At 71.4% G+C, this 24,971-nt stretch carries 24 protein-coding genes; 15 read left to right on the top strand and 9 right to left on the bottom strand.

From position 1 onward, the window contains the following. Positions 1–424 precede the first annotated feature (424 nt). Positions 425–619: a helix-turn-helix transcriptional regulator gene (locus JGS39_RS02840; RefSeq protein ID WP_030628141.1), complete on the bottom strand. Its 195-nt coding sequence runs from the start codon at positions 617–619 to the stop codon at positions 425–427. A 120-nt stretch (positions 620–739) separates the two neighbouring features. On the opposite strand from JGS39_RS02840, the gene JGS39_RS02845 reads away from it, so the two are divergent. Then, positions 740–1,240 (top strand): helix-turn-helix transcriptional regulator, encoded by a 501-nt coding sequence (locus JGS39_RS02845; RefSeq protein ID WP_219567069.1) that lies wholly within the window; start codon positions 740–742, stop codon positions 1,238–1,240. Positions 1,241–1,264: 24 nt separating this feature from the next. Then, positions 1,265–2,419 (top strand): tyrosine-type recombinase/integrase, encoded by a 1,155-nt coding sequence (locus JGS39_RS02850; protein ID WP_219567070.1) that lies wholly within the window; start codon positions 1,265–1,267, stop codon positions 2,417–2,419. A gap of 7 nt (positions 2,420–2,426) precedes the next feature. Here the strand turns inward: JGS39_RS02850 and sodN are convergent, their stop codons facing one another. After that, positions 2,427–2,822, bottom strand: a complete 396-nt coding sequence (gene sodN / locus JGS39_RS02855; protein ID WP_219567071.1) for a superoxide dismutase, Ni — start codon at positions 2,820–2,822, stop codon at positions 2,427–2,429. A 123-nt stretch (positions 2,823–2,945) separates the two neighbouring features. Between sodN and sodX the strand changes: the two genes are divergently transcribed. After that, positions 2,946–3,461: a nickel-type superoxide dismutase maturation protease gene (sodX, locus tag JGS39_RS02860; RefSeq protein ID WP_371930305.1), complete on the top strand. Its 516-nt coding sequence runs from the start codon at positions 2,946–2,948 to the stop codon at positions 3,459–3,461. On the opposite strand, the gene JGS39_RS02865 is transcribed toward sodX, so the two are convergent. Continuing rightward, positions 3,365–3,994, bottom strand: coding sequence for a CGNR zinc finger domain-containing protein (locus JGS39_RS02865; protein WP_219567073.1), 630 nt, complete (start codon positions 3,992–3,994; stop codon positions 3,365–3,367). The two genes, sodX and JGS39_RS02865, sit on opposite strands and share 97 nt — an antisense overlap. A gap of 75 nt (positions 3,995–4,069) precedes the next feature. On the opposite strand from JGS39_RS02865, the gene JGS39_RS02870 reads away from it, so the two are divergent. From JGS39_RS02870 to JGS39_RS02880, 3 genes are all read left to right on the top strand, one after another. Then, positions 4,070–4,846, top strand: coding sequence for a class I SAM-dependent methyltransferase (locus JGS39_RS02870; RefSeq protein ID WP_219567074.1), 777 nt, complete (start codon positions 4,070–4,072; stop codon positions 4,844–4,846). Between the two features lie 148 nt (positions 4,847–4,994). Next, positions 4,995–5,483, top strand: coding sequence for a SigE family RNA polymerase sigma factor (locus JGS39_RS02875; RefSeq protein ID WP_219567075.1), 489 nt, complete (start codon positions 4,995–4,997; stop codon positions 5,481–5,483). Continuing rightward, the gene (locus JGS39_RS02880) at positions 5,480–6,235 is read left to right on the top strand and encodes a hypothetical protein (RefSeq protein ID WP_219567076.1); all 756 of its coding nucleotides are present in this window, start codon (positions 5,480–5,482) and stop codon (positions 6,233–6,235) included. The genes JGS39_RS02875 and JGS39_RS02880 overlap by 4 nt, the downstream gene beginning before the upstream one ends. A 73-nt stretch (positions 6,236–6,308) precedes the next feature. On the opposite strand, the gene JGS39_RS02885 is transcribed toward JGS39_RS02880, so the two are convergent. The 3 genes from JGS39_RS02885 to JGS39_RS02895 are packed head-to-tail and all read right to left on the bottom strand — an operon-like array spanning position 6,309 to position 9,017. Next, positions 6,309–7,070: an amino acid ABC transporter ATP-binding protein gene (locus JGS39_RS02885; protein WP_306071637.1), complete on the bottom strand. Its 762-nt coding sequence runs from the start codon at positions 7,068–7,070 to the stop codon at positions 6,309–6,311. Continuing rightward, entirely contained in the window at positions 7,067–8,017 is a 951-nt protein-coding gene (locus tag JGS39_RS02890) for an amino acid ABC transporter permease (RefSeq protein ID WP_219567077.1), read from the bottom strand. Before JGS39_RS02890 ends, JGS39_RS02885 begins: the two co-directional genes overlap by 4 nt. A 28-nt stretch (positions 8,018–8,045) precedes the next feature. Beyond that, positions 8,046–9,017 (bottom strand): ABC transporter substrate-binding protein, encoded by a 972-nt coding sequence (locus JGS39_RS02895; RefSeq protein ID WP_219567078.1) that lies wholly within the window; start codon positions 9,015–9,017, stop codon positions 8,046–8,048. A 522-nt stretch (positions 9,018–9,539) separates the two neighbouring features. Between JGS39_RS02895 and JGS39_RS02900 the strand changes: the two genes are divergently transcribed. The 4 genes from JGS39_RS02900 (at position 9,540) to JGS39_RS02915 (ending at position 12,726) form a co-directional block, all read left to right on the top strand. Continuing rightward, positions 9,540–10,763 (top strand): NAD(P)-dependent malic enzyme, encoded by a 1,224-nt coding sequence (locus JGS39_RS02900; RefSeq protein WP_219567079.1) that lies wholly within the window; start codon positions 9,540–9,542, stop codon positions 10,761–10,763. Between the two features lie 174 nt (positions 10,764–10,937). Continuing rightward, positions 10,938–11,903 (top strand): zinc-binding dehydrogenase, encoded by a 966-nt coding sequence (locus JGS39_RS02905; RefSeq protein WP_219567080.1) that lies wholly within the window; start codon positions 10,938–10,940, stop codon positions 11,901–11,903. A gap of 38 nt (positions 11,904–11,941) precedes the next feature. Further along, positions 11,942–12,151 (top strand): sigma factor-like helix-turn-helix DNA-binding protein, encoded by a 210-nt coding sequence (locus tag JGS39_RS02910; protein ID WP_219567081.1) that lies wholly within the window; start codon positions 11,942–11,944, stop codon positions 12,149–12,151. Then, complete coding sequence (locus JGS39_RS02915) at positions 12,151–12,726, top strand: Clp protease N-terminal domain-containing protein (RefSeq protein ID WP_219567082.1); 576 nt, start codon at positions 12,151–12,153, stop codon at positions 12,724–12,726. Before JGS39_RS02910 ends, JGS39_RS02915 begins: the two co-directional genes overlap by 1 nt. Before the next feature lie 117 nt (positions 12,727–12,843). Here JGS39_RS02915 and JGS39_RS02920 read toward each other — a convergent pair whose 3' ends face one another. After that, a complete protein-coding gene (locus JGS39_RS02920) occupies positions 12,844–13,842 on the bottom strand; it encodes a PadR family transcriptional regulator (protein ID WP_219567083.1) in 999 nt (332 codons plus the stop codon). A gap of 1 nt (position 13,843) precedes the next feature. Beyond that, positions 13,844–14,701, bottom strand: coding sequence for a DUF4097 family beta strand repeat-containing protein (locus JGS39_RS02925; RefSeq protein WP_219567084.1), 858 nt, complete (start codon positions 14,699–14,701; stop codon positions 13,844–13,846). Positions 14,702–14,866: 165 nt separating this feature from the next. Between JGS39_RS02925 and JGS39_RS02930 the strand changes: the two genes are divergently transcribed. Continuing rightward, a complete protein-coding gene (locus tag JGS39_RS02930) occupies positions 14,867–15,700 on the top strand; it encodes a hypothetical protein (RefSeq protein ID WP_219567085.1) in 834 nt (277 codons plus the stop codon). Positions 15,701–15,847: 147 nt separating this feature from the next. On the opposite strand, the gene JGS39_RS02935 is transcribed toward JGS39_RS02930, so the two are convergent. Then, a complete protein-coding gene (locus JGS39_RS02935; protein WP_046907272.1) occupies positions 15,848–16,033 on the bottom strand; it encodes a DUF6104 family protein in 186 nt (61 codons plus the stop codon). Positions 16,034–17,436: 1,403 nt separating this feature from the next. Here JGS39_RS02935 and JGS39_RS02940 point away from each other — a divergent pair. The 4 genes from JGS39_RS02940 to JGS39_RS02955 all read left to right on the top strand — a co-directional run bounded on the left by JGS39_RS02940 (position 17,437) and on the right by JGS39_RS02955 (position 24,886). Beyond that, positions 17,437–17,976 carry a CU044_2847 family protein gene (locus tag JGS39_RS02940; protein WP_219567086.1) on the top strand — a complete coding sequence of 180 codons (540 nt, stop codon included), beginning with the start codon at positions 17,437–17,439 and terminating at the stop codon, positions 17,974–17,976. Further along, positions 17,973–20,057: a VMAP-C domain-containing protein gene (locus JGS39_RS02945; RefSeq protein WP_219567087.1), complete on the top strand. Its 2,085-nt coding sequence runs from the start codon at positions 17,973–17,975 to the stop codon at positions 20,055–20,057. Before JGS39_RS02940 ends, JGS39_RS02945 begins: the two co-directional genes overlap by 4 nt. A gap of 127 nt (positions 20,058–20,184) precedes the next feature. Beyond that, a complete protein-coding gene (locus tag JGS39_RS02950) occupies positions 20,185–21,198 on the top strand; it encodes an AAA family ATPase (RefSeq protein ID WP_219567088.1) in 1,014 nt (337 codons plus the stop codon). Positions 21,199–21,358: 160 nt separating this feature from the next. Further along, positions 21,359–24,886, top strand: a complete 3,528-nt coding sequence (locus tag JGS39_RS02955) for an SAV_2336 N-terminal domain-related protein (RefSeq protein ID WP_236065685.1) — start codon at positions 21,359–21,361, stop codon at positions 24,884–24,886. Positions 24,887–24,971: the final 85 nt, after the last annotated feature.

Below are 24,971 nucleotides of genomic sequence, written 5' to 3' on the forward strand. Positions count from 1 at the left end.
AGATCGTCCAGCAGCGCGCTGCCTTCGCCTGCCGGCCCGCCGCTATCTTGGGACTCTGGTCCGCCTGGAGCAGGAACGCCTGCGCTGTCCGACGCTGTTGTCGGGGCAGTAGTTTCGGCAGGTCGCGAGTCGCGTGAGCTCCGGCTCGGAGCATCGGCGGGCGGGCCTCCGATGGCGGGGCGTGCTTCTCGGTCGCGGGGCAGCCCCTGGCCCGGGATCGCGATCGGTGGCCAGGCAACACCGGATGCCTTCGAGGTGGCGGGGGACGTAGGGTCCTTCATAGATGTTCCTCTCGGGTGGGGGCGAGACGGGCAAGGTCTCGCCCCCGACCAGTTCGTTCAGGGATGGGCGAGGTGCAAGGGGTTCTCCGGCCCTCGGCGTAGGCGCGCCGAGGGCCTTTGCTGTGTCCGGGCGGTCCGGCGGCTCATGAGGCCAGGCCCCACTCGTCTCCGCCGTCGATCAGCGCGCGCTCGTAGCGCAGCAGTTCGGCCTCGGGGTAGAGCACTCGCTTGCCGACCTTGATGCCGCGCGGCCCCTTCTTGAGCTGGCGCCAGTAGCGGACGGTGCTCTCGGCGGTGCGGTAGCGCTCGGCTACCTCGGCGGTGGTCAGGTATCGCATGCGTTCCCATTCGGCTAGATAGCGATTCGATCTGCATAATCAGTACCTCATGATCGGCGGTTAGCCAAACCGGGAAGCTCATGTTTCAATTTGGATAGCGATGGTCGCGATGGAGGTTCGATGGCAGGCGAGAAGGCCGAGGGTGGCGAGGTGCCGCTGCTCTACAGCGAAGGCAACGTGGCGGGCCGCGTGGCCCTGGAGCGCGAGGTCAGAGGGTGGAGCACGACCGAGCTGGCCGAGCGGGTGACCAGAGCGGGCGTGAAGATGAACCAGACGGCCGTGTGGCGCATCGAGAACGGCTCACCCCGCCGGCGGATCAACCTCGATGAGGCGCTCGCCTTCTCCCGCGTCTTCGAGCTCCCCCTCGAAGAGCTGATGTCCCCGCCCCTCGAAGGGCTCGACATCGACAGCCGACGGCTCGTCCAGGAAGCCGTCGAGGCGTTCTACGAGACCCGCGACGCCCGCGATCGCCTGCACCGCGCCGTGGTCGCCGTCGCCGGTCACATCAAGGCCCACCCCGACAGCTCGCGGGCGATCCACCAGCAGTGCCTCCGCCTCATGGGCGACGAGCGGGACGCCCGCGTCCTCAGCGGCGACATCGAGGACGGGGGGCACTACTGACAACTCACATCAAGGAGAGGCCACTTGGCGAACATCCAGAAGCGCACCAACGGCAAATGGCGTGCCCGATACCGCGACCTCGACGGCAAGGAACACGCTCGCCACTTCGACCGGAAGCTCGACGCCCAGCGCTGGCTCGACGAGGTCACGACCAGCGTGGTCACCGGTCAGTACGTCGACCCGCGCGCCGGTCGCATCACGTTCCAGAAGTACGCCGAGAGGTGGCAGGGCTCGCTCATCGCGAGCGAGGCGGGTGAGCGCATCACCGACAACGCGCTCCGGCTCCACCTCGTACCGGCGTTGGGCGCCCGCTCACTGGCGGCGATACGCCGTAATGACATACAGGTGCTCTTCAAGCACCTGTCCGACCAGCTCGGCCCCGGCAGCGTCCGGAACGTCCACGACGTCCTCGTGCGCGTCATGACCGCGGCCGTGGACGACAAGGTCATCGCATCCACTCCGTGCCGCCGGATCACCCTTCCGGTCATGCCGGACGAGGAGGTCACTCCGCCCACCGTCGCCCAGGTGGAGGACATGGCACGCGTGATGCCGCCGTACATCCGGGCAGCCGTCGTCGTGCTCGCAGGGTCAGGCTTGCGCATAGGTGAGTTGCTGGGCCTGAAGGTGTCGGACGTCGACTTCAAGGCCGGCAGCATTCGCGTGGAGCGGCAGCGGCTCCAGTCGGGGAAGATCGGCCCGCCGAAGACCGCGAAGTCCCGGCGTACGGTTCCGGTCGGGGAGGTCGTCACCGACGCGCTCCTCGGGCACCTCGCCGCGCGCCCCTCCACGGAGTGGCTGTTCACGATGGAGGAGGGGGAACCGCTCAACTACCGCCGCTGGAAAACCGAGTGGAATTGCGCACGTAGGGCGCTCCAGGCGGCGGAGAGCGATGCAGCCAAGCGTGAGGGCCGCAAACCCGTCGAGCTGCCGCACATGGTGACCCACGACCTGCGGCACTTCTACGCCTCCGCGCTCATCGCGGGCGGGGCGAGCGTCAAGCAGGTCCAGATGGTCCTCGGCCACGCGTCCGCCGTCATCACGCTGCGGATCTACGCGCACCTGTGGCCGGGCGAAGAAGACCGCACCCGGTCCGTGATGGACGCCGTTCTTGGCGGCCTGCGGACCGGGTGCGGACCGGTAGGCGACATGACCAGCGAAACCGCAGGTCAGGCGGCCTAACCAGAGATCAAGCCTTCTTGGTCTCCCAGAAGATCTTGTCGATCTCGGCGATCAGGTCGAGCGCCTTCTGGCCCGTGGCCGGGTCCGTGGAGCCCTTCGCGGCCGACAGCGCCTTGAGGGCGTCGTTGACCAGCTGGTGCAGCTCCGGGTACTTCTCGAAGTGCGGGGGCTTGAAGTAGTCGCTCCACAGCACCGAGACGTGGTGCTTGGCGAGCTCGGCGCGCTGCTCCTTGATGACCACCGCGCGGGCCCGGAAGTGCGGGTCCTCGTTGGCCTGGTACTTCTCCTGGACGGCCTTGACGGACTCCGCCTCGATGCGGGCCTGGGCCGGGTCGTACACGCCGCAGGGGAGGTCGCAGTGGGCGCTGACCTTCACCTTGGGGGCAAACAGGCGGGAAAGCATTGAGCTGTCCTTCCTCGTGATCGTCTTCTCAGGTGGGACATTACTCCGTGAGAAGCGTGTTTTTGCGGGTGCCCCCATGGGCTTAGGCCAAAAGTCCAGGGTGAGGATGAGACCAGTGGCCGAATGTACGGAAGCCCGTGCGGGACGGTGTACTGGACGGACCGGGGAGGTGCCGGAGAGATGCGGGAGGTACCGGAGGTGCCGGAACTGACCGATGACCAGCCCCGACGGGGGCCGGCGGCGAGAGTGCCGTTCCAGGTGGTGGAGGTGACGGGGCCTTCGATGGTGCCCACGCTCCACCACGGGGACTGGCTGCTCGTGCAGTACGGGGCGCAGGTGCGCCCCGGTGACGTGGTGATTCTGCGTCATCCGTTCCAGCAGGACCTGCTGGTGGTCAAGCGGGCCGTGGAGCGGCGGGCCGGTGGCTGGTGGGTGCTGGGTGACAACCGGTTCGCGGGCGGGGACAGCACGGACTACGGGACCGTGCCCGAGGAGCTCGTACTGGCCAGGGTCCGGGCCCGGTACCGGCCGCTGGCGAAGGATCAGCGCTCGGTGCTCGGGGTGGCGGGCTGGGCCGTGTCCGCGCTGCGGCCGGTCTCCGCGGCCCGTTCCGTCTCCAGGCGCTTCCGGGCCCGGTAGGCGGCCACGTTGGCGCGCGTCGCGCAGCGGTCCGAGCAGTAGCGGCGGGAGCGGTTGGTCGAGGTGTCGAGGTAGGCGTTGCGGCACGGTGCCGCCTCGCACAGGCCGAGCCGGTCCACGCCGTACGACGTCAGGTGGAAGGCGAGGCCCATCGCCGCGATCGCGGCGTAGCCCGCCGTGGCGTTGGACGGGTGGTCGGTCAGATGCATGTGCCAGTCCGGCTTGCCGTCCGCGTCCCGGATGTCGTGCCCGGAGATCTGCGGGCTGACGGGGAACTCCAGCAGCAGTGAGTTGAGCAGGTCGACGGCGAGTGTCTCGTCGCCGCCGTCGGCCGCCTCGAAGACCGCGCGCAGCCGGGCCCGTACGGACCGGAAGCGGGTCACGTCCGCGTCGGTCGCCCGCCGCGCGGCCTGTCCGTTGGCGCCGAAGAGCTCGCGCACCGCGTCGACCGAGGTCAGGGCGTCCTTGTTGCGGGCCGGCTCCTCGGTGTTGACCAGACGCACGGCGTAGTCCGAGTAATAGGCCAGTTCCACTTGCAGTCCTTACGGCGTCGGTCTAGGGTCGGTGCAGCGATGAAGTAATGGGCTTCTACGGGTCCAGGGTATTACATGGGAGGGTTTCAGGTGACGGATACAGCTACGGGCACCGACTGGCAGGCCTGGCAGGAAAGCTGGGACCGGCAGCAGGAGTGGTACCTGCCCGACCGCGAGGAACGCTTCCGGGTCATGCTCGACATGGTCGAGGCCTTCACCGGCCCGGAACCGCGGGTGCTCGACCTCGCGTGCGGTACGGGAAGTATTACGGACAGGCTGCTGCGGCGGTTCCCGAACGCCACCAGCACCGGCGTCGACCTCGACCCCGCGCTGCTCGCCATCGCCCGCGGCACCTTCGCCGGCGACGAGCGCGTCAGCTTCGTGACCGCCGACCTCAAGGACCCGCGGTGGACGGAGCGGCTGCCCCACGACTCGTACGACGCCGTCCTCACCGCGACGGCTCTGCACTGGCTGCACAGTGAGCCGCTTGCCGCGCTGTACGGGCAGATCGGCGGCCTCGTCCGGGACGGCGGCGTGTTCATGAACGCCGACCGCATGATCGAGACGGGTACTCCCCGGATCAACGCCGCCGAACGCGCCCACCGGCACGCAGGTATGGACCGGGCCAAGGCCGCCGGGGTCCTGGACTGGGCGCAGTGGTGGGCGCTGGCCGCGAAGGACCCGGTGCTCGCCGGGCCCACCGCCGAGCGGTTCGGGATCTACGGCGAGCACGCCGACGGCGACATGCCGTCCGCCGCATGGCATGCGGACACCCTGCGCGCCGCCGGGTTCGCCGAGGCACGGCCCGTCTGGTCCTCCCCCTCGGACAGTCTGGTGCTCGCGGTGAAGTAGAGGCACCATGCGTGGCGGGGCGGTACGGACGACGGTCCGGACCGCCCCGCCAACTTTTTCCGGTCCGTTACCGCAACCCGCCCTGCGTCCCACCGCACTGGAAGGGTGAGACGGTCCGCGCCCGCGGGCCGGGGGAGGGACGGTAACGATGCGGAGCGATGACGACGACGCGCTGCACGCCTTCGTCGAGAGCAGACGCACCGCACTCTTCCGCAGCGCGTATCTGCTCTGCGGCGACCGGCACGAGGCCGAGGACCTGGTCCAGGCGACGTTGGTCAAGGTGGTGCTCGGCGGACGGCGGCACGGGCGGCTGGAGAACATCGAGGCGTACGCGCGCAAGACGCTGGTCAACACCTTCATCGCGGCCCGCCGCCGGTTCTGGCGGCGCGAGCAGTCCTACGGCGAACTGCCCGAACGGGCGGTCCACGCACCCGACACGGACACCGGCCTCGCGCTACGGGCGGCACTCGCCCGGCTCACGCCCAGGCAGCGGGCCGTACTGGTGCTGCGTTTCTGGGAGGACCTGAGTGTCGAGGCCACGGCCGGACTGCTCGGGATGCGGGAGAACACGGTCAAGAGCCACGCGGCTCGGGGGCTTGCGGCGCTGCGCGCCGAGATGGCGGGGGAGTTGGTATGAACGACGTGCGGGAGCTGCTGGGGCGGGCCGCCGAGGCCGCGGGGCGTCCGGTCCTCAGCACCGAGGAGGTCTACGCGCGGGCGGCGCGGGTACGCAGGCGCCGCCGGGTGGCGGTGTCGGCGGCGGCGGTGTGCGCGGTGGCGGCGGGTGCGTTCGTGGTGCCGGGGATCTCGGCAGGAGGAGAGGCGCCGCGGGCGTCCTCGGTCGCGGCGCCCGGCAAGCTCGCCGGCAACACCGAGCGGGCGCGCGCGCTGATCAAGCTGCTGCCCGAGGGGGTCGGCTCGGTCGAGGAGAGGCCGAGGGCCGGCAGAGTGGAGGATGGCGCGGAGGCTGAGCACATCGTGGAGGTTCCGGGTGGGCCGCTCGGCGGGCTCTACACGGTCCGCAGGGACGGCGGCGTCGGCTTCCTCGAAATAGGGGTGATGGCACCTGCGGGCGGCCTCCTGAGCAAGGACGTGTGCGCAAGGGCAGGGGTGCTGCGGATTACGGACTGCGTCCGGGAAGAGCTGCCGGACGGGCGGGTGCTGACCATCTGGAACGACCCGATGACCGTCATCCGCAGCAGCGTCGCACAGTGGGGCCCGGAGATGGGGGCCCAGCTCACGCTCAAGGACGGTGAGCAGCTGACCGTGCGGAACAGTACCGGTTACGAGGGCGATGCCGCGCTGGGGCCTCTGCTCAAGACCCCGCCGCTCACACGGGCGCAGCTGCGGACGCTGATGCTCAGCCCGGAGCTGCTGCCGCTGAAGTGAAGTAGTCCGTACGCACGCGAGGGCGGTACGGGCCCCGTCGGCCCGTACCGCCCTCGTGTGCTCGTGCTCGCGGCTACAGCACCTTGGACAGGAACGACTTCGTCCGGTCGTGCTGCGGGTTGGTCAGCACGTCGCGTGGGTGGCCCGACTCGACCACCACGCCGTCGTCCATGAAGACCAGCGCGTCGCCGACCTCACGGGCGAAGCCCATCTCGTGGGTCACGACGATCATCGTCATGCCGTCCTCGGCGAGACCGCGCATGACGTCGAGGACGTCGCCCACCAGCTCCGGGTCGAGTGCCGAGGTGGGCTCGTCGAAGAGCATCAGCTTCGGCTCCATGGCCAGTGCCCGGGCGATGGCCACCCGCTGCTGCTGTCCGCCGGAGAGCTGCGAGGGGTAGTTCTTCGCCTTGTCGGACAGGCCGACGCGGTCCAGGAGGCGTTCGGCGCGGGCCCGGGCGACCGCCCGGGACTCGCCCTTGACCTGGACGGGGGCCTCCATGACGTTCTCGATCGCCGTCATGTGGGGGAACAGGTTGAAGCGCTGGAAGACCATGCCGATGTCACGGCGCTTCAGGGCGACTTCGCTGTCCTTGAGCTCGTAGAGCTTGTCGCCCTTCTGGCGGTAGCCCACCAGCTCACCGTCGACGGACAGCCGGCCTGCGCTGATCTGCTCCAGGTGGTTGATGCACCGCAGGAAGGTCGACTTGCCGGAACCGGACGGGCCGATCAGACAGAAGACCTCGCGCGGGGCGACCTCCAGGTCGATGCCCTTGAGGATGTGCGCGGCGCCGAAGGACTTGTGGACGCCCTCGGCCTTCACCATGGCGGTCATGCCATGCCTCCCTTCGGGCGGCCCAGCGACAGCAGATTGGTCCTGATCTTCTGCATCGGTGTGGGCGGCAGGCTGCGGCTGGAGCCGCGGGCGTAGTACCGCTCCAGGTAGTACTGCCCGACGCTCAGCACCGAGGTCATGACCAGGTACCAGGCCGCGGCGAGGAAGTACATCTCCACCGGGGCCCCGGAGGCCTGCCCGATGTCCTGGGCGTACTTGAACAGTTCGTAGAACTGGACGGCGGCCACCAGCGACGTGGTCTTCAGCATGTTGATGACCTCGTTGCCCGTGGGAGGCACGATCACCCGCATCGCCTGGGGGATCACGACCCGGCGCAGCGTCTTGCTGTGGCTCATGCCGAGCGCGTGCGAGGCCTCCGTCTGGCCCTCGTCGACCGAGAGTAGACCGGCACGGCAGATCTCCGCCATGTACGCGGCCTCGTTGAGGCCCAGGCCGAGCAGCGCCGTGAGCAGCGGCGTCATGAAGCTCGACCAGTAGTCCTTGTAGATCGGCCCGAGGTTGATGTACTCGAAGACCAGACCGAGGTTGAACCAGACGAAGAGCTGGACCAGGACCGGCGTACCGCGGAAGAACCAGATGTAGGACCACGCGATCGACGAGGTCACCGGGTTCTTCGACAGGCGCATCACGGCGAGCAGGATGCCGCCGACCACGCCGATCACCATCGACAGGACGGTCAGCAGCAGCGTCTGGCCGACGCCCTTGATGATCCGGTCGTCGAAGAAGTAGTCCGGGACCGCGCCCCAGTTGATCTTGCCCTGGCTGAAGGCGTAGATGATGGCGAAGAGCGCGGCGATGGCGATGACCGCCGAGACGTACCGGCCGTAGTGCCGGACCGGAATGGCCTTGATCGCCTCCGGGCCGGCCGGCGGTGTGGGGGGTGCGGGCGACCGTTCGGCCGGGCCCGTCTTCTCGATGTCAGTCACGGCTGATGCCTTTCAGCGCCGGATCCGGTCAGGATCCGCCGTTCAGCTTGGCCTCGGTGACCGCGCCGGCCTCCACACCCCACTTGGCGATGATCTTCTCGTACTCGCCGTTCTTGATGATCGCCTCCAGGGCCGCCTGGATGGCCTTGGTGAGCTGGTCGTTGCCCTTGGCGACGGCGATGCCGTACGGGGCCGCCTCGACCTGCTCGCCGACGATCTGGAAGTCCTTGCCGCCGCCCGAGGTCTTCACCGCGTACGCGGCGACCGGGAAGTCGGAGGAGCCGGCGTCGGCCCCGCCGGAGCGCAGCCGGGTCTGGGCCTGGAGGTCGTTGTCGTACGACTCGATGGCGATCTTCTTGCCACCGGTGCACTTCTTGGACTCGGCCTTGGCCAGGTCGTTGGAGACGGTGTTGCGCTGGACGGCGATCTTCTTGCCGCAGAGGTCGGCCCAGGTCTTGATCCCCTGGTCGTCGCCCTTCTTGGTGTAGATCGAGACGCCGGCGGTGAAGTAGTCGACGAAGTCGACGCCCTCGCCGACCTTCTTCTTCGTCTCGGGGTCGATGCCCTCCTGGCGGTCCTTGGTGTCCGTCATCGCCGACATCGCCACGTCGTAGCGCTTGGCGCGCAGACCGGTGACCAGGGTGTCGAAGGTGCCGTTCTCGAACTGGAACTCCACGCCCAGCTCCTTGCCGAGTGCGGCGGCCAGGTCCGGGTCGATGCCGACCGTCTTGCCGGAGCCGTCCTTGAACTCGACCGGCGGGTACGCGATGTCCGAACCGACCTTGATGACGCCCTTGGACTTGATGTCCGCGGGGAGGAGGTCGGCGGGGGAGGCCGCGGCGGACGCGCCGTCGCTGGTCTTGGCCGAGGCCGAGTCGCTGGAGTTGCTCTTCGTCTGGTCGCCACAGGCGGTCAGCAGCATGGTGCCGGCGACCGCGATGGCGCCGACCGCGGCAATCCGGGACTTCGCGGTCGTGCGACGCGTGGTACGTGCGGTCATGTCGGGGTTCCTCCGGCAGGTGAAGGTGGTGTTGCCAGGCGGTATGGCACACGGCGTCGGGTGTCGCCGCCTTGTGTGATTACGGCATCTTGCCATTCGGACTAGCCCAATCAGGGGGCACCGCATGTCAAAATCGGGTAACGGGACACCCCCGAACCCAGTGGGCCGGCACATCAAGGCCGGACCTTTCCCTGGAATCGCTTCTTCCTGCCGGAAGATCCACCGCCCTGGACCTGCTCTGGGCGGATTTCGTGTCGCCTGGCCGACTTGTGTGTATGTCCCACTATGAGACGCGTCACCGTGGGGATACCGACTCGTCCGCGGTGCGGCCTGTCCGGTAAGAAGGACGTTTACACCCCTCATCCGGGGCTCAGGGCGCGTGTGCGGCGCGCCCGCGCGTATGAATCCCTCCCCGCCGGGCGGACCAATCGCCCAGTGCGGGGAACGTACGCGGTGCCCACCCACCCCTCCTCAACCAGGAGTGGCCACCCTCGAACGATGAAGACTTAAGGGGTCAACACCATGGCAGCGGAGATCGTCAATCCTCGCAGCGACAGCAATACGGACAGCACGACAGCCGGCACCACCGACGAGCCGTTCGATCCGGCCTTCGCGCTCCACCGGGGCGGGAAGATGGCCGTGCAGGCCACCGTCCCGATCCGGGACAAGGACGACCTGTCCCTCGCGTACACGCCCGGCGTGGCGAAGGTGTGCAGCGCGATCGCCGAGAATCCGGAGCTCGTCCACGACTACACCTGGAAGTCGCAGGTCGTCGCCGTCGTGACGGACGGCACCGCGGTGCTCGGTCTCGGCGACATCGGCCCCGAGGCCTCCCTCCCCGTGATGGAGGGCAAGGCGATCCTGTTCAAGCAGTTCGGCGGCGTGGACGCGGTGCCGATCGCGCTCGCGACCACCGACGCGGACGAGATCGTCGAGACCGTCGTCAGGCTCGCCCCGTCCTTCGGCGGTGTGAACCTGGAGGACATCTCGGCGCCGCGCTGCTTCGAGATCGAGCGCAAGCTCCAGGAGCGGCTCGACATTCCCGTCTTCCACGACGACCAGCACGGCACGGCCGTGGTCACGCTCGCAGCCCTGCGCAACGCGGCGAAGCTGTCCGGGCGCGGCCTGGGCGAGCTGCGCGGTGTCATCTCGGGCGCGGGTGCGGCCGGGGTCGCCATCGCCAAGTTCCTGCTGGAGGCGGGGCTCGGCGATGTCGCAGTCGCCGACCGCAAGGGCATCGTCAGCCGGGACCGCGAGGACCTGACCGACGTCAAGCGGGAGCTGGCCGAGCTCACCAACAAGGCCGGGATCTCGGGTTCCCTGGCGGACGCGCTGGCCGGTGCGGACATCTTCATCGGTGTCTCCGGCGGTACGGTCCCGGAGCCGGCCGTTGCCTCGATGGCGCCCGGCGCCTTCGTCTTCGCCATGGCGAACCCGAACCCCGAGGTGCACCCCGACGTCGCGCACAAGTACGCGTCGGTCGTGGCGACCGGGCGGTCGGACTACCCGAACCAGATCAACAACGTGCTGGCGTTCCCCGGGATCTTCGCCGGCGCGCTCCAGGTGCGGGCGTCGCGGATCACCGAGGGCATGAAGATCGCCGCGGCGAACGCGCTGGCCGACGTGGTGGGCGACGAGCTGGCCGCCGACTACGTGATCCCGTCGCCGTTCGACGAGCGGGTCGCCCCGGCGGTGACGGCCGCGGTGGCCGCCGCGGCGCGGGCGGAGGGCGTCGCCCGGCGTTGAGGTGAATGAGCGCGGGGGTCCGGGCGCGGCGCCTTTCGGCGGCGCTGCCCCGGAGCCCCGCTCCTCCATGGCCGGAGGGGGCGGGATTCCCGCCCCAAGAGCCTGAACACGCGCGGCGCGTGTCACACCCGCAGCCGGTTACGCCCGGCCGGGGCCCCGCCTATCGTCGGGCCCATGTTCGCCGCCTACGCATCCCGCCTCGACCGCGACCACCCCCTCAACGGCCTTGAGCTGGGCGAACGCCCGGCTCCCGAGGCGCGTCCCGGGTGGACCACCGTCAACGTCCGGGCCGCCTCCCTCAATCACCACGACCTCTGGTCCCTGCGCGGTGTCGGCATCACCGAGGACAAGCTGCCGATGATCCTCGGCTGCGACGCCGCGGGCACCGACCAGGACGGCAACGAGGTCGTCCTGCACTCCGTCATCGGCCAGACCGGGCACGGGGTCGGCCCCGACGAGCCCCGCTCCATCCTCACCGAGCGCTACCAGGGCACGTTCGCCGAGCAGGTGACGGTCCCCAGCTGGAACGTGCTGCCCAAGCCGAAGGAGCTCACCTTCGAGCAGGCCGCCTGTCTGCCCACCGCCTGGCTGACCGCGTACCGCATGCTCTTCACCAACGCCGGTGTGCGGCCCGGTGACTCCGTCCTCGTCCAGGGCGCCGGTGGCGGTGTCGCGACCGCCGCGATCGTCCTCGGCCGGGCCGCCGGGCTGCGGATCTACGCCACCAGCCGCGACGAGGCCAAGCGCAGGCGGGCCGTCGAACTCGGCGCGATCGAGGCGTACGAGCCCGGCGTCCGGCTGCCCCACCGGGTCGACGCCGTCATCGAGACGGTCGGCGCCGCCACCTGGTCGCACTCCGTCAAGTCCCTGCGCCCCGGCGGCACGCTGGTCATCTCCGGGGCCACCAGCGGTGACCGCCCCTCGCACGCCGAACTGACCCGGATCTTCTTCCTGGAGCTGAAGGTCGTCGGCTCGACCATGGGGTCCAAGGACGAGCTGGAGGACCTCCTCGCCTTCTGCGCGACCACGGGGGTGCGGCCCGTCATCGACGAGGTGCTGCCGTTGGAGCGAGCCCGCGAGGGGTTCGAGCGGCTCTCCTCGGGTGACCAGTTCGGAAAGATCGTGCTGACTGTCAACTAGAGTTGACGTGCGTCATGGTGTCAATGTAAGTTGACGCCATGACCGAAGCAACGGATCTCGCCGAGCGCGCCGGCGACCGCGACCCCCGCGTGGGGCTGCGGTCGGTAGCCGCGCTGCGGCGGCTGCTGGAGCAGCTCGAAGCCGTACAAGTCAGAAGTGCCCGCGTGCAGGGCTGGTCGTGGCAGGAGATCGCGGCCGAACTGGGCGTCAGCCGGCAGGCCGTGCACAAGAAGTACGGGAGGCGTTGATGTTCGAGCGATTCACCAAGGGCGCACGCGCCACCGTGGGCGGCGCCGTGGCCCATGCCGAACGGACGGACGCCGGTACGGTCTCCGAGGAGTATCTGCTGCTCGCGCTGCTGGACCAGGAGGGCGGCCGGGCGCCGTTCGCCCTGGCCGCGCTGGGCCTCACCGACCGCAGGGTGTCCGTCGAGGCGGCCCTGGCCGAGGCGCGCAGGCGGGGCGGTATGACGAGGGCCGACGCCGACGCCCTCGCGGACATCGGCATCGATCTCGGCGCGATCGTGTCCCGTGTCGAGGAGACGCACGGCGAGGGGGCTCTTGGGGGCGACCGTGGCGGTCGTCGTCGGTGGACGGGGCATCGCCCGTTCACCCCGGGGGCCAAGAAGATCCTGGAGCGGTCGCTCCGGATCGCGGTCGGCCGCGGCGACCGCTTCATCGGTGAGGAGCACCTCCTGCTGGCTCTCACCGCGTCCCCCGGAGTCGTCGCCGACGTGCTCGCCGAGCACGGTGCGACGTACGAGACGGTCAGCCGCGCGCTGTACGGGGACGGGGGAGCGGGCCAGGACCGCGAGGCGGGCTGAACGACGGGCGGCCCGGGGAGTGTCGCCGCTCCCCGGGTCGCCCGGCCGGTCCTGGCCTGCTGCGGCCCCGCAGCGGTCATGCTTCGGCTCTGCTTCTGTCCTGCTTCGCGTTCCGTCCTACTTCGCGGTGCCGTCGGAGTCCTTCCGCAGCAGCGCCCCGATGTGGGCCGCCGCCGTCGACAGATGGCGGCGGGCCTCCGTGAGCTGCTCCTCCGTCACCCCCCGGTCCCTTGCCGCGTCGCGGATGTCGTCGCGGAACCGGTCGAGCAGGCGGTCCAGGTCGCGGGCAGGGTCGCCGGTGCTGCCCGCGTCCTTGCCCCACTCGGGGTCGGTTCCGGCGGCGTCCGGCTTCACGTAGGGCGGCCAGTTGCCGGTACGGGCGAAGCCGCCCAGCTGGCCGGTGATCTCGGCCAGCCCTTCCCGTACGCCTGCCGGCCAGTCGCCCCTGGCGAAGTGGTCCTGGACCTGGCGGGCGGCGTTCTGCATCTGCTCACGCGCCCTGTCCTGGGCCTCCTTGGCCTGGCGGCGGGCCTGCTGGGCCTCCTCGCGGGCGCGGCGGGACTCGTCCTTCGCCCGGCGGGCCTGCTCCTTCCACTCCTGCTTCGCCTTGCGCAGTTCCTCCTTGGCGGTGCGCCAGGCCTCCTTGTCGCCGAAGTCCCCCAAGTCCCCGAAGCCGCCGAAGGGGGGCTCCTTGGTGGTCCTGCCGCCCGGCCGGGAAGGGCCCGTGTGCCGCGACTCGTCGGCCGCGGCGCGCATCTCGCTGCGCAGCTTGCCCGCCGCGCCCCGGACGTCGTCGCGGATCTCGGCGGCCAGCTCGGAGACCGACTCCCTGATCTCCAGCTCCAGATCGGCGAGCTCGCCGGTGCGGCCCGCCAGTTCGGCGCGCCCGGCGTCGGTGATCGAGTAGACCTTGCGGCCGCCCTCGGTGGCGTGCGTGACCAGACCCTCCGCCTCCAGCTTGGCCAGGCGCGGGTAGACGGTGCCCGCGGAAGGGGCGTACAGACCCTGGAAGCGTTCCTCCAGAAGCCTGATCACCTCGTAGCCGTGGCGGGGGGCCTCGTCGAGCAGCTTCAGCAGGTAGAGGCGCAGGCGGCCGTGGGCGAAAACGGGGGGCATGTCAGAGCACCTTTCCGGTCGGCTCGGCGTCGTGCGGTTCGTCCTCGGCCGGTGGGCGGCGAAGCAGGGCGATCGATCCCGAGATCGTCGTCGCCCTCAGTGTCCCCGTTCCGGAGCCAAGCGTGCCGGTGATCTTCTTCGCACCCCACTGGCCGCTGACCCGGAGGTCCTCGAAGCCGTTGGAGACGGAGCCGCTCGCGGTGTTCGCCTCGACCTTCGCGTCGGCCGGGTGCGGCAGCCGGATGGCGAGCTCGCCCGAGACCGTGGCCAGCCGGACGTCGGTGGGCCTCCCGGTCGGGTCGAGGTCGAGCACCATGCTGCCGCTGACGGACTCCGCCTTCACGGAGGCGCCTGCGCCCTCGACGACGGTCAGGTCGCCGGAGACCGAGTGGAAGCGCAGATCGCCGGTGACGGCCTGGGCCTCCACGTTGCCGGACACGGTCTCCGCGCCGACCGGCCCGGCGAGCCCGACGAGCGTGGTGTCGCCGGTGACGCCGCGTACGTCCGTACGGCCGCGGACTCCGGAGACGAACGCGCCCGCGGCGACCACGCCGACCTCCACCGCCGACCCGGCCGGGACCGCGAGGGAGACCACCGCACGGCGGTGCCAGCCCTTGCGGTCGAGCCACTTGAGCATGCTCTGCCAGGCCAGGTCCTCGTACGAGACGGTCAGGACGCCGTCCTGCTGCGTGACGATCAGCGGTGGTCCCTCGATGTCGGAGACCTCCAGCCTGGCGGTCGGCTCGTCGGTGCCGACGACGTTGACCGTTCCGTTGACGATGCGCACGCTCAGCGCGGTCACGGGTTCGTCGAAGGTGAGCTTGCGAGGCTCGGCGATGGCCCACGTCGACACAGGCATGGATCTGACCTCCTGGGGAGCGCGGATGACGCAACATATCGCGTCTCTTCCAGAACACGATATATCGCGGATAGGGGAAGTCAAGGCCGGAGCTGGGGAAGCGGGCGGGATGACGGTTGGGGCAAAATGCATCAAAACCGGGCAATCTGCCCTACGGTGTGGGGCATGGACGCGACATCACCCGTGGGAGCCGTGCTGCTGTGCCGGGCCGAACCGGACACCGTGCGGCCGGTCGCCCATCTGCTGCGCGAGCGGATGCTGCTCGCGCCCGCCGGGGAGGACTGGAGCGTCCTCGTGCCGGAGGGAACACCCTGGATGGGCGGGAACGCCGGGCCGCCGGCGGAGGGAGAGACCGCCGAACCCGTCGACCGGGTGCTCGGGGGCTGGGCCACCGCGCTCGCGGTCGGCTCCACCTGGCCGGTCCTGGCACTGTGGTGGGACGGCGACCGGGCCGGATACACGCTCGCCGCGGGATTCCGCCGTCCGGTCGGCTACGTCTGGCTCGCCGACGGGACCCCCGCCGGTGAGGACGAGGCGATGCGTACCTTCGCCGAACGGCTCGGCCTCGATCCCGTGCTGGACGTCCAGGCCCTCGAAGCCCTGACCCGCCCCGATCCGGAGACGGACGCCCGGGCCCGGCTCCGCGGACTGCTCGCCGTCCTCACCCGCATCGGTCTGGAACTCCCGGCGGGCCTGGACCCCGGTGAACCCTCGGACCGGCTGGCCGCGGGGGCCGGGCTGCGGCCGGAGACCGAGAGGATCACGTGGACCGGCTGGCGGGACGCGGTCAGGGTCGAACTCGACGCCGTCGAGAGCAGCCGCCTGGGACCCTGGATGCGTGGCCCCCGGGCTCGCGCCCTGGCGGGCGCCCAGCTGGCGGCGGGACTCCCGATGGCTCTCTGGGGAGCGGGCCGGCGCAGGGGCGGATGGGTCTTCGCGGGGGCCTTGCTGATGGTGCACGGGGCGCTCGGCCTCGCCTACGACCGGATCAGGGACTAGAGCGCCTACGGCCGGATCGGGGGCTGGAGCGCCTACGGCCGGATCGGGGGCTGGAGCCTCGTCCGGTTCAGGCCTGGCTCGCGGGGGCCGGCCTCGTCCGAACGGAAGGCCCGAGGAGCCGGGCGGGCTCTGAGCGCCCGGGGGCGATCAGTCCTCGTCGTCGTCCTCGTCGTCCAGCCGGGCCAGCCAGGTGGCGAGGCGCTCGACCGGCACCTCGAAGTCGGGATTGAGATCGACGAAGGTGCGCAGCTGCTCGGCGAGCCACTCGAAAGTGACCTCTTCCTCGCCTCGCCGCTTCTCCAGCTCCTCGATACCGCGGTCGGTGAAGTACATGGGGCAAGTCTAGTGAAGGGCTTTGCTTCGGATGCCCCAGGTCGTCCAGGCGCACGGGGCGGCTCTGTGAACGCGTACCGTGCGGCCGTCGAACGGGTCATGGCCGTCACCGTGCGCTCGGCGAACGCGTCATGGCCGCCACCGTGCGCTCAGGGAACGCGTCATGGCCGCCACCGTACGCATCCATGTTCATGGGGTCGGGTAAGCCCTCGATGAACCCGGCAGGTTTCTGGGGGAGCGGCTTCTTCACGGCTCCGAACCGGGTTCTCACCTGTGGTGCAGGTGTCGCGGAGCGGAGAGGGGGCGAGGCTGCCGTGGTCTGCGAGGTCGAGCGGGGCTCCGGCACGTCAGGCGCCGCTGACGAGGCGGTGGCGCTCTCCCGGAGTACCTCCGGCGGACGGTGTGCCGTGCCACCGCGCGGGCTGAGGCGAGAACGGTGCCGGTGCTCTGCCGGTACGGCGGCCACCGCTTCGAACGATCCGCTCTGCTCGCACGGCGTCTCGCGTCTCGCGTATGGCGGGAGTTTCCACGTCGGCGACATTCCGGCCGGAACACACGACGCCCTCTGCACGGAGTTCCACCGGCGGGTTGAGATGCGCCGTCGGGGCGCGGGCCCAAGCGTCGCTGCCCTCTTCTTCTGCGATGCTCCGCCACCGCCACCGGCGCCTACGGCCCGTTGCGGACGCCGATACGGTCACGCAGGTTCGACGGATCGGGTCCATGACGGAAGAGCGATGACGAAAGGAGGCGTGCGAAAACCGCTGCGGTCCCCTGCTGCGAACAGGAGACCGCGTGCCTTGCCCAGTAGCTCCACCGACTGAAGGAGAGAACCATGGGTTGCACACCCGAGCCTACGGGCGACCCGGAACACACGTCGACCGTCCCTGTGCGGCGCCCGGAGCAGTCCGGTGCCCTCCCTGCGGGGTCCTTCGCCGGCGAGGACGTCCCAGTGAGGCGGCACCGTGTACTGCGATCCCTGGCCCGCACCGGCAGCCATGGACTGGTCCATGGCCTGGCGTCAGCAGCCGCGGGGCTGTCGTGACCGGCTTCGTCCGGTGGAACCAGAGGTGATGTGCCGGGCCCGCCGCTTCCTTGAGCGGCGGGCCCCCTCCCCTTCCGGTCATGCGGACCGACCGGCCACCCGGTGCCGGCGACGACTCCCGCACGCTACGGCTGTCGGCAGGGCTCCACGCTACGGCTGTCAGCAGGCCGCACGCTGTTGACCGGGTGCGGGTCCTCACGGATCCGAGGTGGCTCCGTGCCCCGCGGCCCACCCGGGAGGGTCCGGCAACGGGGGCGCCGGACGAGAACCGGGCCGGCGCGTGTCTGCGTCCTGGTCCATGTACCTCGCATCGGCCGCCTACGGCCGTTAGCCTGCGGGTAGTTGGGGAACGGGGGGCTTCATGGACGACAGCGGGACCCGTATTACGCGCATCGAGATGCCGGACGGCACACCGGTCTGGGCACGGATCTCCGGAGCCGAGGAACTGGACCGTCCGGAGCCCGGTGGACTGACTTTCACGGACACCGGATTCGGGAATCTCACCGACCAGGTGCAGGCCCGGGTGGAGAGCCTGCACTCCGTGGTGACCAGCGTCGCGCGCTCGCTCGCCGTGCCGCTGCGTGCGGTGCGGCCGGACGAGGTCAGCGTCGAGTTCGGGATCGAGCTCACCGCCAAGTCCGGCAAGGTCGTCGGACTGCTCGCGGACGGCGAGGCCAAGGGCGCGATCAAGGTCACGCTCACCTGGAACGGCGGCGGGCCACCGGTCGATCCGCCCCCACCGGCACCCGTACCCGTGCCCGTTCAGGCACCTGCGCCTCCGGTTCCGTTCGCGCCCCCGGCACCACCGGCGCCCGTGCCCCCGTCGCCGCACGCCGGGGCAGCCCCCGGCGCACCGGCACACCCCGACGGCGCGGACGACACCGACGGCGGCGGGGTATGACCTCGGACCCCGACGGGGGCGCAGAGGGCGGCCAGGGACAGTCGGACGCTGCTCTTCTGGGCCTCGTGGAGGACGCGACCGTACGTATCCATGCACCGGCGTCCGGGTATGACCCTGACGGACCGGGCGGTCAGGCCCCGGGAGGGGAGTTCCTGGGGAGCGGGTTCTTCATCGCTCCGAGCTGGATCCTGACGTGCGCCCATGTGGCCATGCGGGGGGAGGGGGGCATGGTGAACGTCGTGTTCAAGGGGGACCGGTACACCGGCGAGCTCGCCGAGGTCCCCGGCAAGGTCGTCGTCGCGATGCCCGGCGCCCGGCCGCCGGGGACGTCCGGCTGGCCGGCCCCCGACCTCGCGCTCATCCAGCTCCGACGGCCCGTCGAGCACGCCTGTGTGTACGTCGCCGAGCGCTCCGGTGCCCTGCTCCGCGGCGGCGACATCCGCTGCGTGGGGTGGGTCAACTCGCCCGGCGGCGGCCTGAAGCTGCGCAACGGCACCTACCGGGTGAACGGTTCCTACGGTGCCGCCGACGATGTGGAGCAGGTCGTCCTCCTCGACGAGGGCTGGCTGGAGCCGGGCATGTCCGGCGGGCCCGTGATCGACTTCGCCCGGGGCGAGGTGGTCGGGGTGGTCAAGTCGCGGCTGGACAGGCAGCAGGGCGGCACGGCCGTCGGGATCGAGCGGCTGCGCACGCTGGAGGTGCCGTCCACGCCGATCGAGACCGAGACCGACGACACCTATCAGGCCGTGTTCCACGCCCACGACCGCTACCACGCGGACCGGCACAACGTCGCGGTCGGCACCGAGCGGACCTGGACCGACGTGCAGAGCGAACTGCCGGGACCCCCCGCCGGCATCCTCGGCCCGCGGCTGCGCGCGGATCTGCTCGGGCGGCTCGCCGAGCTCCCGCCACCGGCCAGCACCCGCAGTCTGCTCGCCCTCCTCGACCGCCTGCCCGGCGTCTACTCCCGTGACCACCGGCCGGCCCCGCGCGGCTGGCGGGACGGTCTGGGGGTGCTGTACGAGACCCGCGTCCGCGACCGGCAGGCCCGCTTCGAACTGATCGTGCGCTACTGCATGGGCGTCCTCACGGCGGACCGGCCCTGCGGACAGCTCTCCGTCACCAACGCCAAGGCGCTGTGGGGGTGGGTGAAACGGATCGCCGACGTCGAATTGTCCCGGGACCTGCGCGGGCAGCTCGACATGGAGTGGGCGGCCATCCGGCTGCGCCTGGAGCAGAACCGTCAGCAGGCCGTGCGCCCGTCCGTGAGCGAACCCGTCCTGTACGGGGACCGCGACGGAGTCGTGCTGAACGTGGACCTCCAGGGCTGGGCCCGCGACCAGTACGACTGGCGGGTAGCCGTCGACCGGCAGGCTTCGGGGGCGGAGCCCATCGACGAGGACAGCCGCGGCGCCCCGCTCGGCACCGTTCCCGACCGGCTCGCCGCCGCGCTCGCCGAGGCCTTCCGGCGGTGCGACGAGCCGGGCAGTCCGGCGATGCTCCAGGTCGTCGTGGCGCCCGCGCTCTTCGGACTCGCGGTCGACGACTGGGTGCTCCCGTCGAACGGGCTGCCGCTCGGAGCCGTACGTCCGGTGGTCCTGCGCAGTTCGTACCAGGGGCCGGCCGACGAGCGACGGGCGCGCTGGGAGCCCGGGCCGGCGCCCGGGCTCCGTGCCGAAGCGGTCGACTGCGAGGACGATTTGAGGGTACGTGTACCGGATGTGACCCGGCTGCGGACCCTGGCGCACGACACCGTGCCGGTCCTCTGCCGCTACGGCAGCCGGCCGGACCCCGACACCACCGCCGGTGTGGTGCGGCTGATCGACGCCGGTTTCGGGGCCGTCCTGCTGCAGCGAAGGGCCGCGGAGGCCGACACGGTCTGCAGGGAATTCCACCGACGCGTGGCCGAGGCGGTGTCGGACGCCGGCGCCCGGGACCGGCTGCCGTGGAAGATCCATGAGTTGAGAAGAGGAGTGGGGGCGGGACGTACGGAGATGTTCTGGTCCGACGGAGTCGCCCTGTACTGCGAAGACCCGAACCATGCACTGCCGGATTCCGACGGGTTCCTGGAGGCGCCGTGACGCGAAGTTTCCCACCGAGCACCCGGAGCCCAAGAGGCCTGCCCCTTACGGGGGTTACTCCGGATCGATACGGTAAGGCAGGTTCGACGGCGGCCGCCCGCAGGCGAGTGACAACGAGGAACACGCTATGAGTGAACCCAGCGAGTGGCTTATCTACCGAGGCATCGGCGAACCGCACGACGAGGTGGCGCAGCTGCCGCCGCCTCCGCCCTGGCGCGATTTCGCCGGTGCGTCGGGCGGGGCCGAGTCGGCCGACCGCCGCCTCGGCATTCCCGGACGCATCGCCGATGAGCACCGGCCCGGGGCCGAGGAACTCGAAATGATCAACGCCGCACTGTACTTGCGGCGTCCACTGCTGGTCACCGGCGACCCGGGCGCGGGGAAGAGCACCCTGGCCCACTCCGTCGCGCGGGAGCTGGAGTTCGGCAAGGTGCTGCGCTGGCCCGTCGTCAGCCGCACCACGCTGCTGGACGGCCTCTACCACTACGACGCCATCGCCCGGCTGCAGGACGTGCAGATCGCCTCGCACGCCGCCGCCGGCGGCGGTGGGGCCGGCGCGGACTCGGCCCAGAGCGTGGGCAGTTACATCCGCCTGGGTCCGCTGGGCACCGCGCTGCTGCCGTCGGACCGGCCGCGGGTGCTGCTCATCGACGAGCTGGACAAGAGCGACATCGACCTGCCGAACGACCTGCTCAACGTGCTGGAGGAGGGCGAGTTCGCCATCCCCGAGCTGGAACGGATCGCGGACCGGCTGCCCGACGGCGAGGCGGACGTGCTCGACCACGACGGCAACAAGGTGCGGATCAAGGGCGGCCGGGTGCAGTGCCGGGCCTTCCCGTTCGTGGTGCTCACCAGTAACGGTGAGCGGGACTTCCCCGCCCCGCTGATGCGCCGCTGCATTCACCTGGAGCTGGGGCGCCCCGATCACAAGCGGCTGGCCGCGTTCGTCAAGGCGCACCTGGGCGAGGAGGCGGCCCGGTCCAGCGAGGACCTCATCACGCTCTTCCTGGAGCGCTCACGCAGCGAACTCCTGGCCACCGACCAGTTGCTGAACGCGATCTACCTCACCCAGGCAGCGGCGCCGACCGGCCGCGACCGGCTCGCCGACCTGCTCATCCAGCGACTCGACCGGCCGAGGTGACGCGCTGATGCGTGCGGCGGACGGGACGCCTGGGGCCCCAGGGGGCCGGGAGTCGGGTGGAGCACCTGGGGCCCCAGGGGACCCGGGGCCGGGTGGGGCGCCCGGCCTGGGCGGCACGGCTCCCGGCGCGGGCCCGGACGGCGTGGCGCCCGGTGAGGGCATGAGCGGCTCGGTATCCGGCGCGAGGGAGGGCGGCTCGGTATCCGGTGCGGGTCCGGGCGGCGTGGCGCCCGGCGCGGGCCCGGACGGCGCGGGTCCGGGCGGCGTGCCCCCCGGCGCGGGTCCGGACGGCGCGGCGCCCGGTGAGGGGCAGCTGGCGACCCTGGTTGCCCGCCTGCGCGGAGCCGGGCTCGACCCCGACGTGGAGCAGCTGTGCGACGCGCTCTGGCTGGCCCGGTGGACCCGCAGCGCCGACGAGCCCGCAACGGACCGGGCCGGGACCGAGGGGCAGGGCGAGCCCTCGACGGCACCGCTCCCCGCGGAGCCCGTGCCCCCCACCCGTACCGGAACGGGGGCCACGCCGGAGAGCGATGACCGTGACGTGGACGAGGAGGCCGCACCCGAGGTGCCGCGTGGGCCGAGCGGCGACGGGAAGATCTCCCTCTACCCCCTCCCGGGCCGGGCGCCCGCGTCCCGCGACGGCGACCGCGGATCCAGCCGGCGGCCCCCGGCAGGCGCCCCCGACACCGCGCTCACCTTCGGTGTGCCCGCCACCCCCGTGCTGCCCGCCCCTCTCGAACTCACCCGCGCCCTGCGCCCGTTACAGCGCTACCACCCGGCCTCCGCACCGCTGCGACGCGCCCTGGACGAGACGGCGACCGCGGAACGCAGCGCTCGGGCGGGCGGCATGATCATGCCGGTGTTCCGTGGCATCCGCCGGGGCGACGCCATCCTCCAGTGCGTCATGGACGCCTCCTCCTCCATGCTGGTGTGGGACCGGATGTTTCACGAACTCCAACGCATATTCGCCCAGTTGGGTGCCTTCCGTGATGTCCAGGTGCGCTATCTGCATCAGGGGCCCGACGGCGGATGCGCGGTCAGCCGCAGCTCCGACCCGGCCGCGGGCCCCCTGCACTCCGCGGACCGCCTCAGCGATCCGACCGGGCGCCGGGTCACCGTCGTGATCAGCGACTGCGCCGGACCGCTCTGGCACAGCGGACGCGCCCACCGGCTGCTGCACCAGCTGGCCTGCCAGTCCCCGGTCGCCGTCCTGCAACCGCTGCCGCAGCGCATGTGGAGCCGGACCAGGCTGCCCGTCACCTTCGGCTCCCTCTCGCGGGGCGACGGCCCGGCCGGAGCGGCGCAGCTGAAGGTCGCCGAGGACGCCGGAACCGGCCCCGCCGTGCACCCCGGAGCCCTGGCCGTCCCGGTCCTCCCGCCGACGGCGGACGCGCTCGGGGCCTGGGCCCGGCTGCTCTCCGGCACCGGTGCGGCCAGGATCGACGGAGCGGTCGGCTGGGTGCGGGCCGACCAGCCCGCGGCAGCGGCCCAGCGGTCCGGCGGATCGCTCTCCTCGCTCCAGCTCGTCAGCCGCTTCCGCTCGGTGGCCTCACCGGCCGCCGGGCAGCTGGCCGTCCATCTGGCGGCCGCCCCCCTCTATCTCCCGGTGATGCAGCTCGTGCAGCGCACGATGCTGCCCCACTCGGGACCCTCCGAACTGGCCGAGGTGCTGCTCAGCGGACTACTCACCCGTGCCGACGGCGGTGGCGGGCGCGGGCAGTGGTACGCGTTCGAGCCCGGCGTCCAGGACGCACTCCTCGGACCGCTCGGCCGTGACGAGGCCCTGCTCGTGCTGAAGCACTGTTCGCAGTACATCGAGCAGCGGTTCGGCAAGGGCGGCCCCAATTTCCCTGCCCTGGCCTTCGCCCAGCTCGGGGACGGCACGCTGCGCGGTGCACGGCCCGAGGCCACCACCCGGACCCGGCCCGGTGACGGGGCGTGGGACGCCGGCCAGGGCGAGAAGAACGGTGGCGGTGAGCCGGACGGGATCGAGGGCGAGGAGGACGAGCCCGGCGACGGCCGGGGCGTTCCCCACGCGTTCGCCGAGGTCGCGGCCCGCGTGCTGGAGCGTTTCATGCCCGTGCCCCCCGGGTTCGTGAGCCAGGAGCCCACCGACGGGTCGGGCCTCCCGGAAGCCGCTACGAGCCCCGCGGTGGAACAGGCCCGCGAGCTCGTGCGGCAGTTCGAGGCGGACAAGATGGTGCAGCGCCTGATCGACGCCGTCCAGCTGCTGAGAGGAGCCGCCGGGAACGCCCCGCGGTCCGCCGCGGGCCCGGAGCTCTGGGCCGAGTACGCGCGGTGCGCGCTGAGGCTCTGGGAGGTGCGGGGCGGCGACGAACTCCTCGACGAGGCCAGGAGGGCCGCCGAACGGGCCGCGGCCCACCCCGGTGCCGTACGCGAACGCGCGGTGCTGGCCCAGGTGCTGCACGCGGCGGCCGACGACGGGCGGCGGCGCGGGGACCGGCGCGGCGCCCTGGACCTCCTGCGGCGCGCCGAGCGCGAGTACATCCTCGCCTGCGCGGCCCCCGGAATGGAGCCCGCCGAAGCCCTCCGGCTCACCCTGGAGCGGGTGCGGGCCCTGGAGGCGCAGTGGCGGCTGGACGGCGACAGCGCTCTGCTCCAGGGCGCCTGCGGAATGCTGGAGGCCTTCGCCGACTCCTGGCCAGACCAGGAGAACCGCCCGGCCGCCCTGCCGCTGCAGCACGGCCGGACGCTGCTGAAACTGGCCCGCGCCACCGAGGACCCGGAGCAGTCCCAGGAGTACGCACGGCAGTCCGCCCGCTCCCTGCGCACCGCGTTCACCCAGGGCGGCGGACACACCACGGGCACCGAGAACCGCATCGTGCTGGATCTGGTGGACGCCCTGCTCGCCTCGGGCGAGGAGCCGGACGAGGCAGCGGTCCTGACCGGCCAGGCGCTGGAGACCGTACGCGAGGGGCGGCAGCGCGCGCAGTTGCAGACCAGAGCCGGACGGGTCCGGGCGGCCCGCTACGAGCACACCGGCGACCCGGCCGAACTCGTGTCCGCCGCCGAGTGGTTCGCCCGCGCCGCCCGCGGCACCCCGCGCGACTCACGGGCCCACACCGACCTGCTCGCCGAGTGGGGCGCCACGCTGCTGCGCCGCGCCGAACTGCCGGACGGCGGTGCGTACGTCGGCGCGGCCGTGCGGGTGCTGCGCGACTGCCGGTCCGAGACGCCCGCGGGCGGTGCGTACCAGTCCGAGCGGCTGCTCATGCTCGGCCGGGCCCTGATGCTGCGGCACCGGGCCGCCGCGGACCGGGTCGACCTGCGGGAGGCCGAGCATCTCCTGAGGCTGGCGGCGCAGGAGGCGACGGCCCCGCTGACCGCGGCCCGTTGCTGGCTGGAGCTGGGCCGGGCCTGCCTGGAAGCCGCCGACGTACTGGACCGTCCGGCCCGGCGGGACGACGCCGCCGAGGCCTTCCGCTCGGCTGCCGAGTCCGCCGCGGAGGCAGAAGCGGAGCAGACGAGTCCACAACAGCTTCAAGAGTCAGTGGAGTTGGGTGCTACAGCCAACCACTGGCGGGGTAAGACCTATGAGAGTGCGGGGCGCCCCCGGGCCGCGCGGGACGCGTACCGGGCGGCCCGTCAGGAGTGGCGGAAACTGCCGGACGGTGGCGGCGCGGCGGGGGAGTCGACCGCCGGGCGGCTGGCCGAACTGGAGCGCTGAGTGCTCAACGACGAGCACAGGGCGTTGCGCGACCGGTGACGCCCGGTGTGATCCACACGAAGGGCCCGAGGCGGGTCAGGGACGC

The organism is Streptomyces poriferorum, from assembly GCF_019399235.1.
In the GTDB taxonomy this organism is placed as follows: Bacteria; Actinomycetota; Actinomycetes; order Streptomycetales; family Streptomycetaceae; genus Streptomyces; species Streptomyces poriferorum.

Excerpts from the sequence above, each read along its gene's own strand:
- JGS39_RS02895 (WP_219567078.1), bottom strand. The coding sequence starts at position 9,017 with ATGACCGCACGTACCACGCGTCGCACGACCGCGAAGTCCCGGATTGCC.
- sodN (WP_219567071.1), bottom strand. The coding sequence starts at position 2,822 with ATGCTTTCCCGCCTGTTTGCCCCCAAGGTGAAGGTCAGCGCCCACTGC.
- JGS39_RS02940 (WP_219567086.1), top strand. The coding sequence starts at position 17,437 with ATGGACGACAGCGGGACCCGTATTACGCGCATCGAGATGCCGGACGGC.
- JGS39_RS02840 (WP_030628141.1), bottom strand. The coding sequence starts at position 619 with ATGCGATACCTGACCACCGCCGAGGTAGCCGAGCGCTACCGCACCGCC.
- JGS39_RS02950 (WP_219567088.1), top strand. The coding sequence starts at position 20,185 with ATGAGTGAACCCAGCGAGTGGCTTATCTACCGAGGCATCGGCGAACCG.
- JGS39_RS02905 (WP_219567080.1), top strand. The coding sequence starts at position 10,938 with ATGTTCGCCGCCTACGCATCCCGCCTCGACCGCGACCACCCCCTCAAC.
- JGS39_RS02915 (WP_219567082.1), top strand. The coding sequence starts at position 12,151 with ATGTTCGAGCGATTCACCAAGGGCGCACGCGCCACCGTGGGCGGCGCC.
- JGS39_RS02955 (WP_236065685.1), top strand. The coding sequence starts at position 21,359 with ATGAGCGGCTCGGTATCCGGCGCGAGGGAGGGCGGCTCGGTATCCGGT.
- JGS39_RS02845 (WP_219567069.1), top strand. The coding sequence starts at position 740 with ATGGCAGGCGAGAAGGCCGAGGGTGGCGAGGTGCCGCTGCTCTACAGC.
- JGS39_RS02880 (WP_219567076.1), top strand. The coding sequence starts at position 5,480 with ATGAACGACGTGCGGGAGCTGCTGGGGCGGGCCGCCGAGGCCGCGGGG.
- JGS39_RS02885 (WP_306071637.1), bottom strand. The coding sequence starts at position 7,070 with ATGACCGCCATGGTGAAGGCCGAGGGCGTCCACAAGTCCTTCGGCGCC.
- JGS39_RS02945 (WP_219567087.1), top strand. The coding sequence starts at position 17,973 with ATGACCTCGGACCCCGACGGGGGCGCAGAGGGCGGCCAGGGACAGTCG.
- JGS39_RS02910 (WP_219567081.1), top strand. The coding sequence starts at position 11,942 with ATGACCGAAGCAACGGATCTCGCCGAGCGCGCCGGCGACCGCGACCCC.
- sodX (WP_371930305.1), top strand. The coding sequence starts at position 2,946 with ATGTACGGAAGCCCGTGCGGGACGGTGTACTGGACGGACCGGGGAGGT.
- JGS39_RS02930 (WP_219567085.1), top strand. The coding sequence starts at position 14,867 with ATGGACGCGACATCACCCGTGGGAGCCGTGCTGCTGTGCCGGGCCGAA.
- JGS39_RS02935 (WP_046907272.1), bottom strand. The coding sequence starts at position 16,033 with ATGTACTTCACCGACCGCGGTATCGAGGAGCTGGAGAAGCGGCGAGGC.
- JGS39_RS02920 (WP_219567083.1), bottom strand. The coding sequence starts at position 13,842 with ATGCCCCCCGTTTTCGCCCACGGCCGCCTGCGCCTCTACCTGCTGAAG.
- JGS39_RS02900 (WP_219567079.1), top strand. The coding sequence starts at position 9,540 with ATGGCAGCGGAGATCGTCAATCCTCGCAGCGACAGCAATACGGACAGC.
- JGS39_RS02875 (WP_219567075.1), top strand. The coding sequence starts at position 4,995 with ATGCGGAGCGATGACGACGACGCGCTGCACGCCTTCGTCGAGAGCAGA.
- JGS39_RS02870 (WP_219567074.1), top strand. The coding sequence starts at position 4,070 with ATGGGAGGGTTTCAGGTGACGGATACAGCTACGGGCACCGACTGGCAG.
- JGS39_RS02925 (WP_219567084.1), bottom strand. The coding sequence starts at position 14,701 with ATGCCTGTGTCGACGTGGGCCATCGCCGAGCCTCGCAAGCTCACCTTC.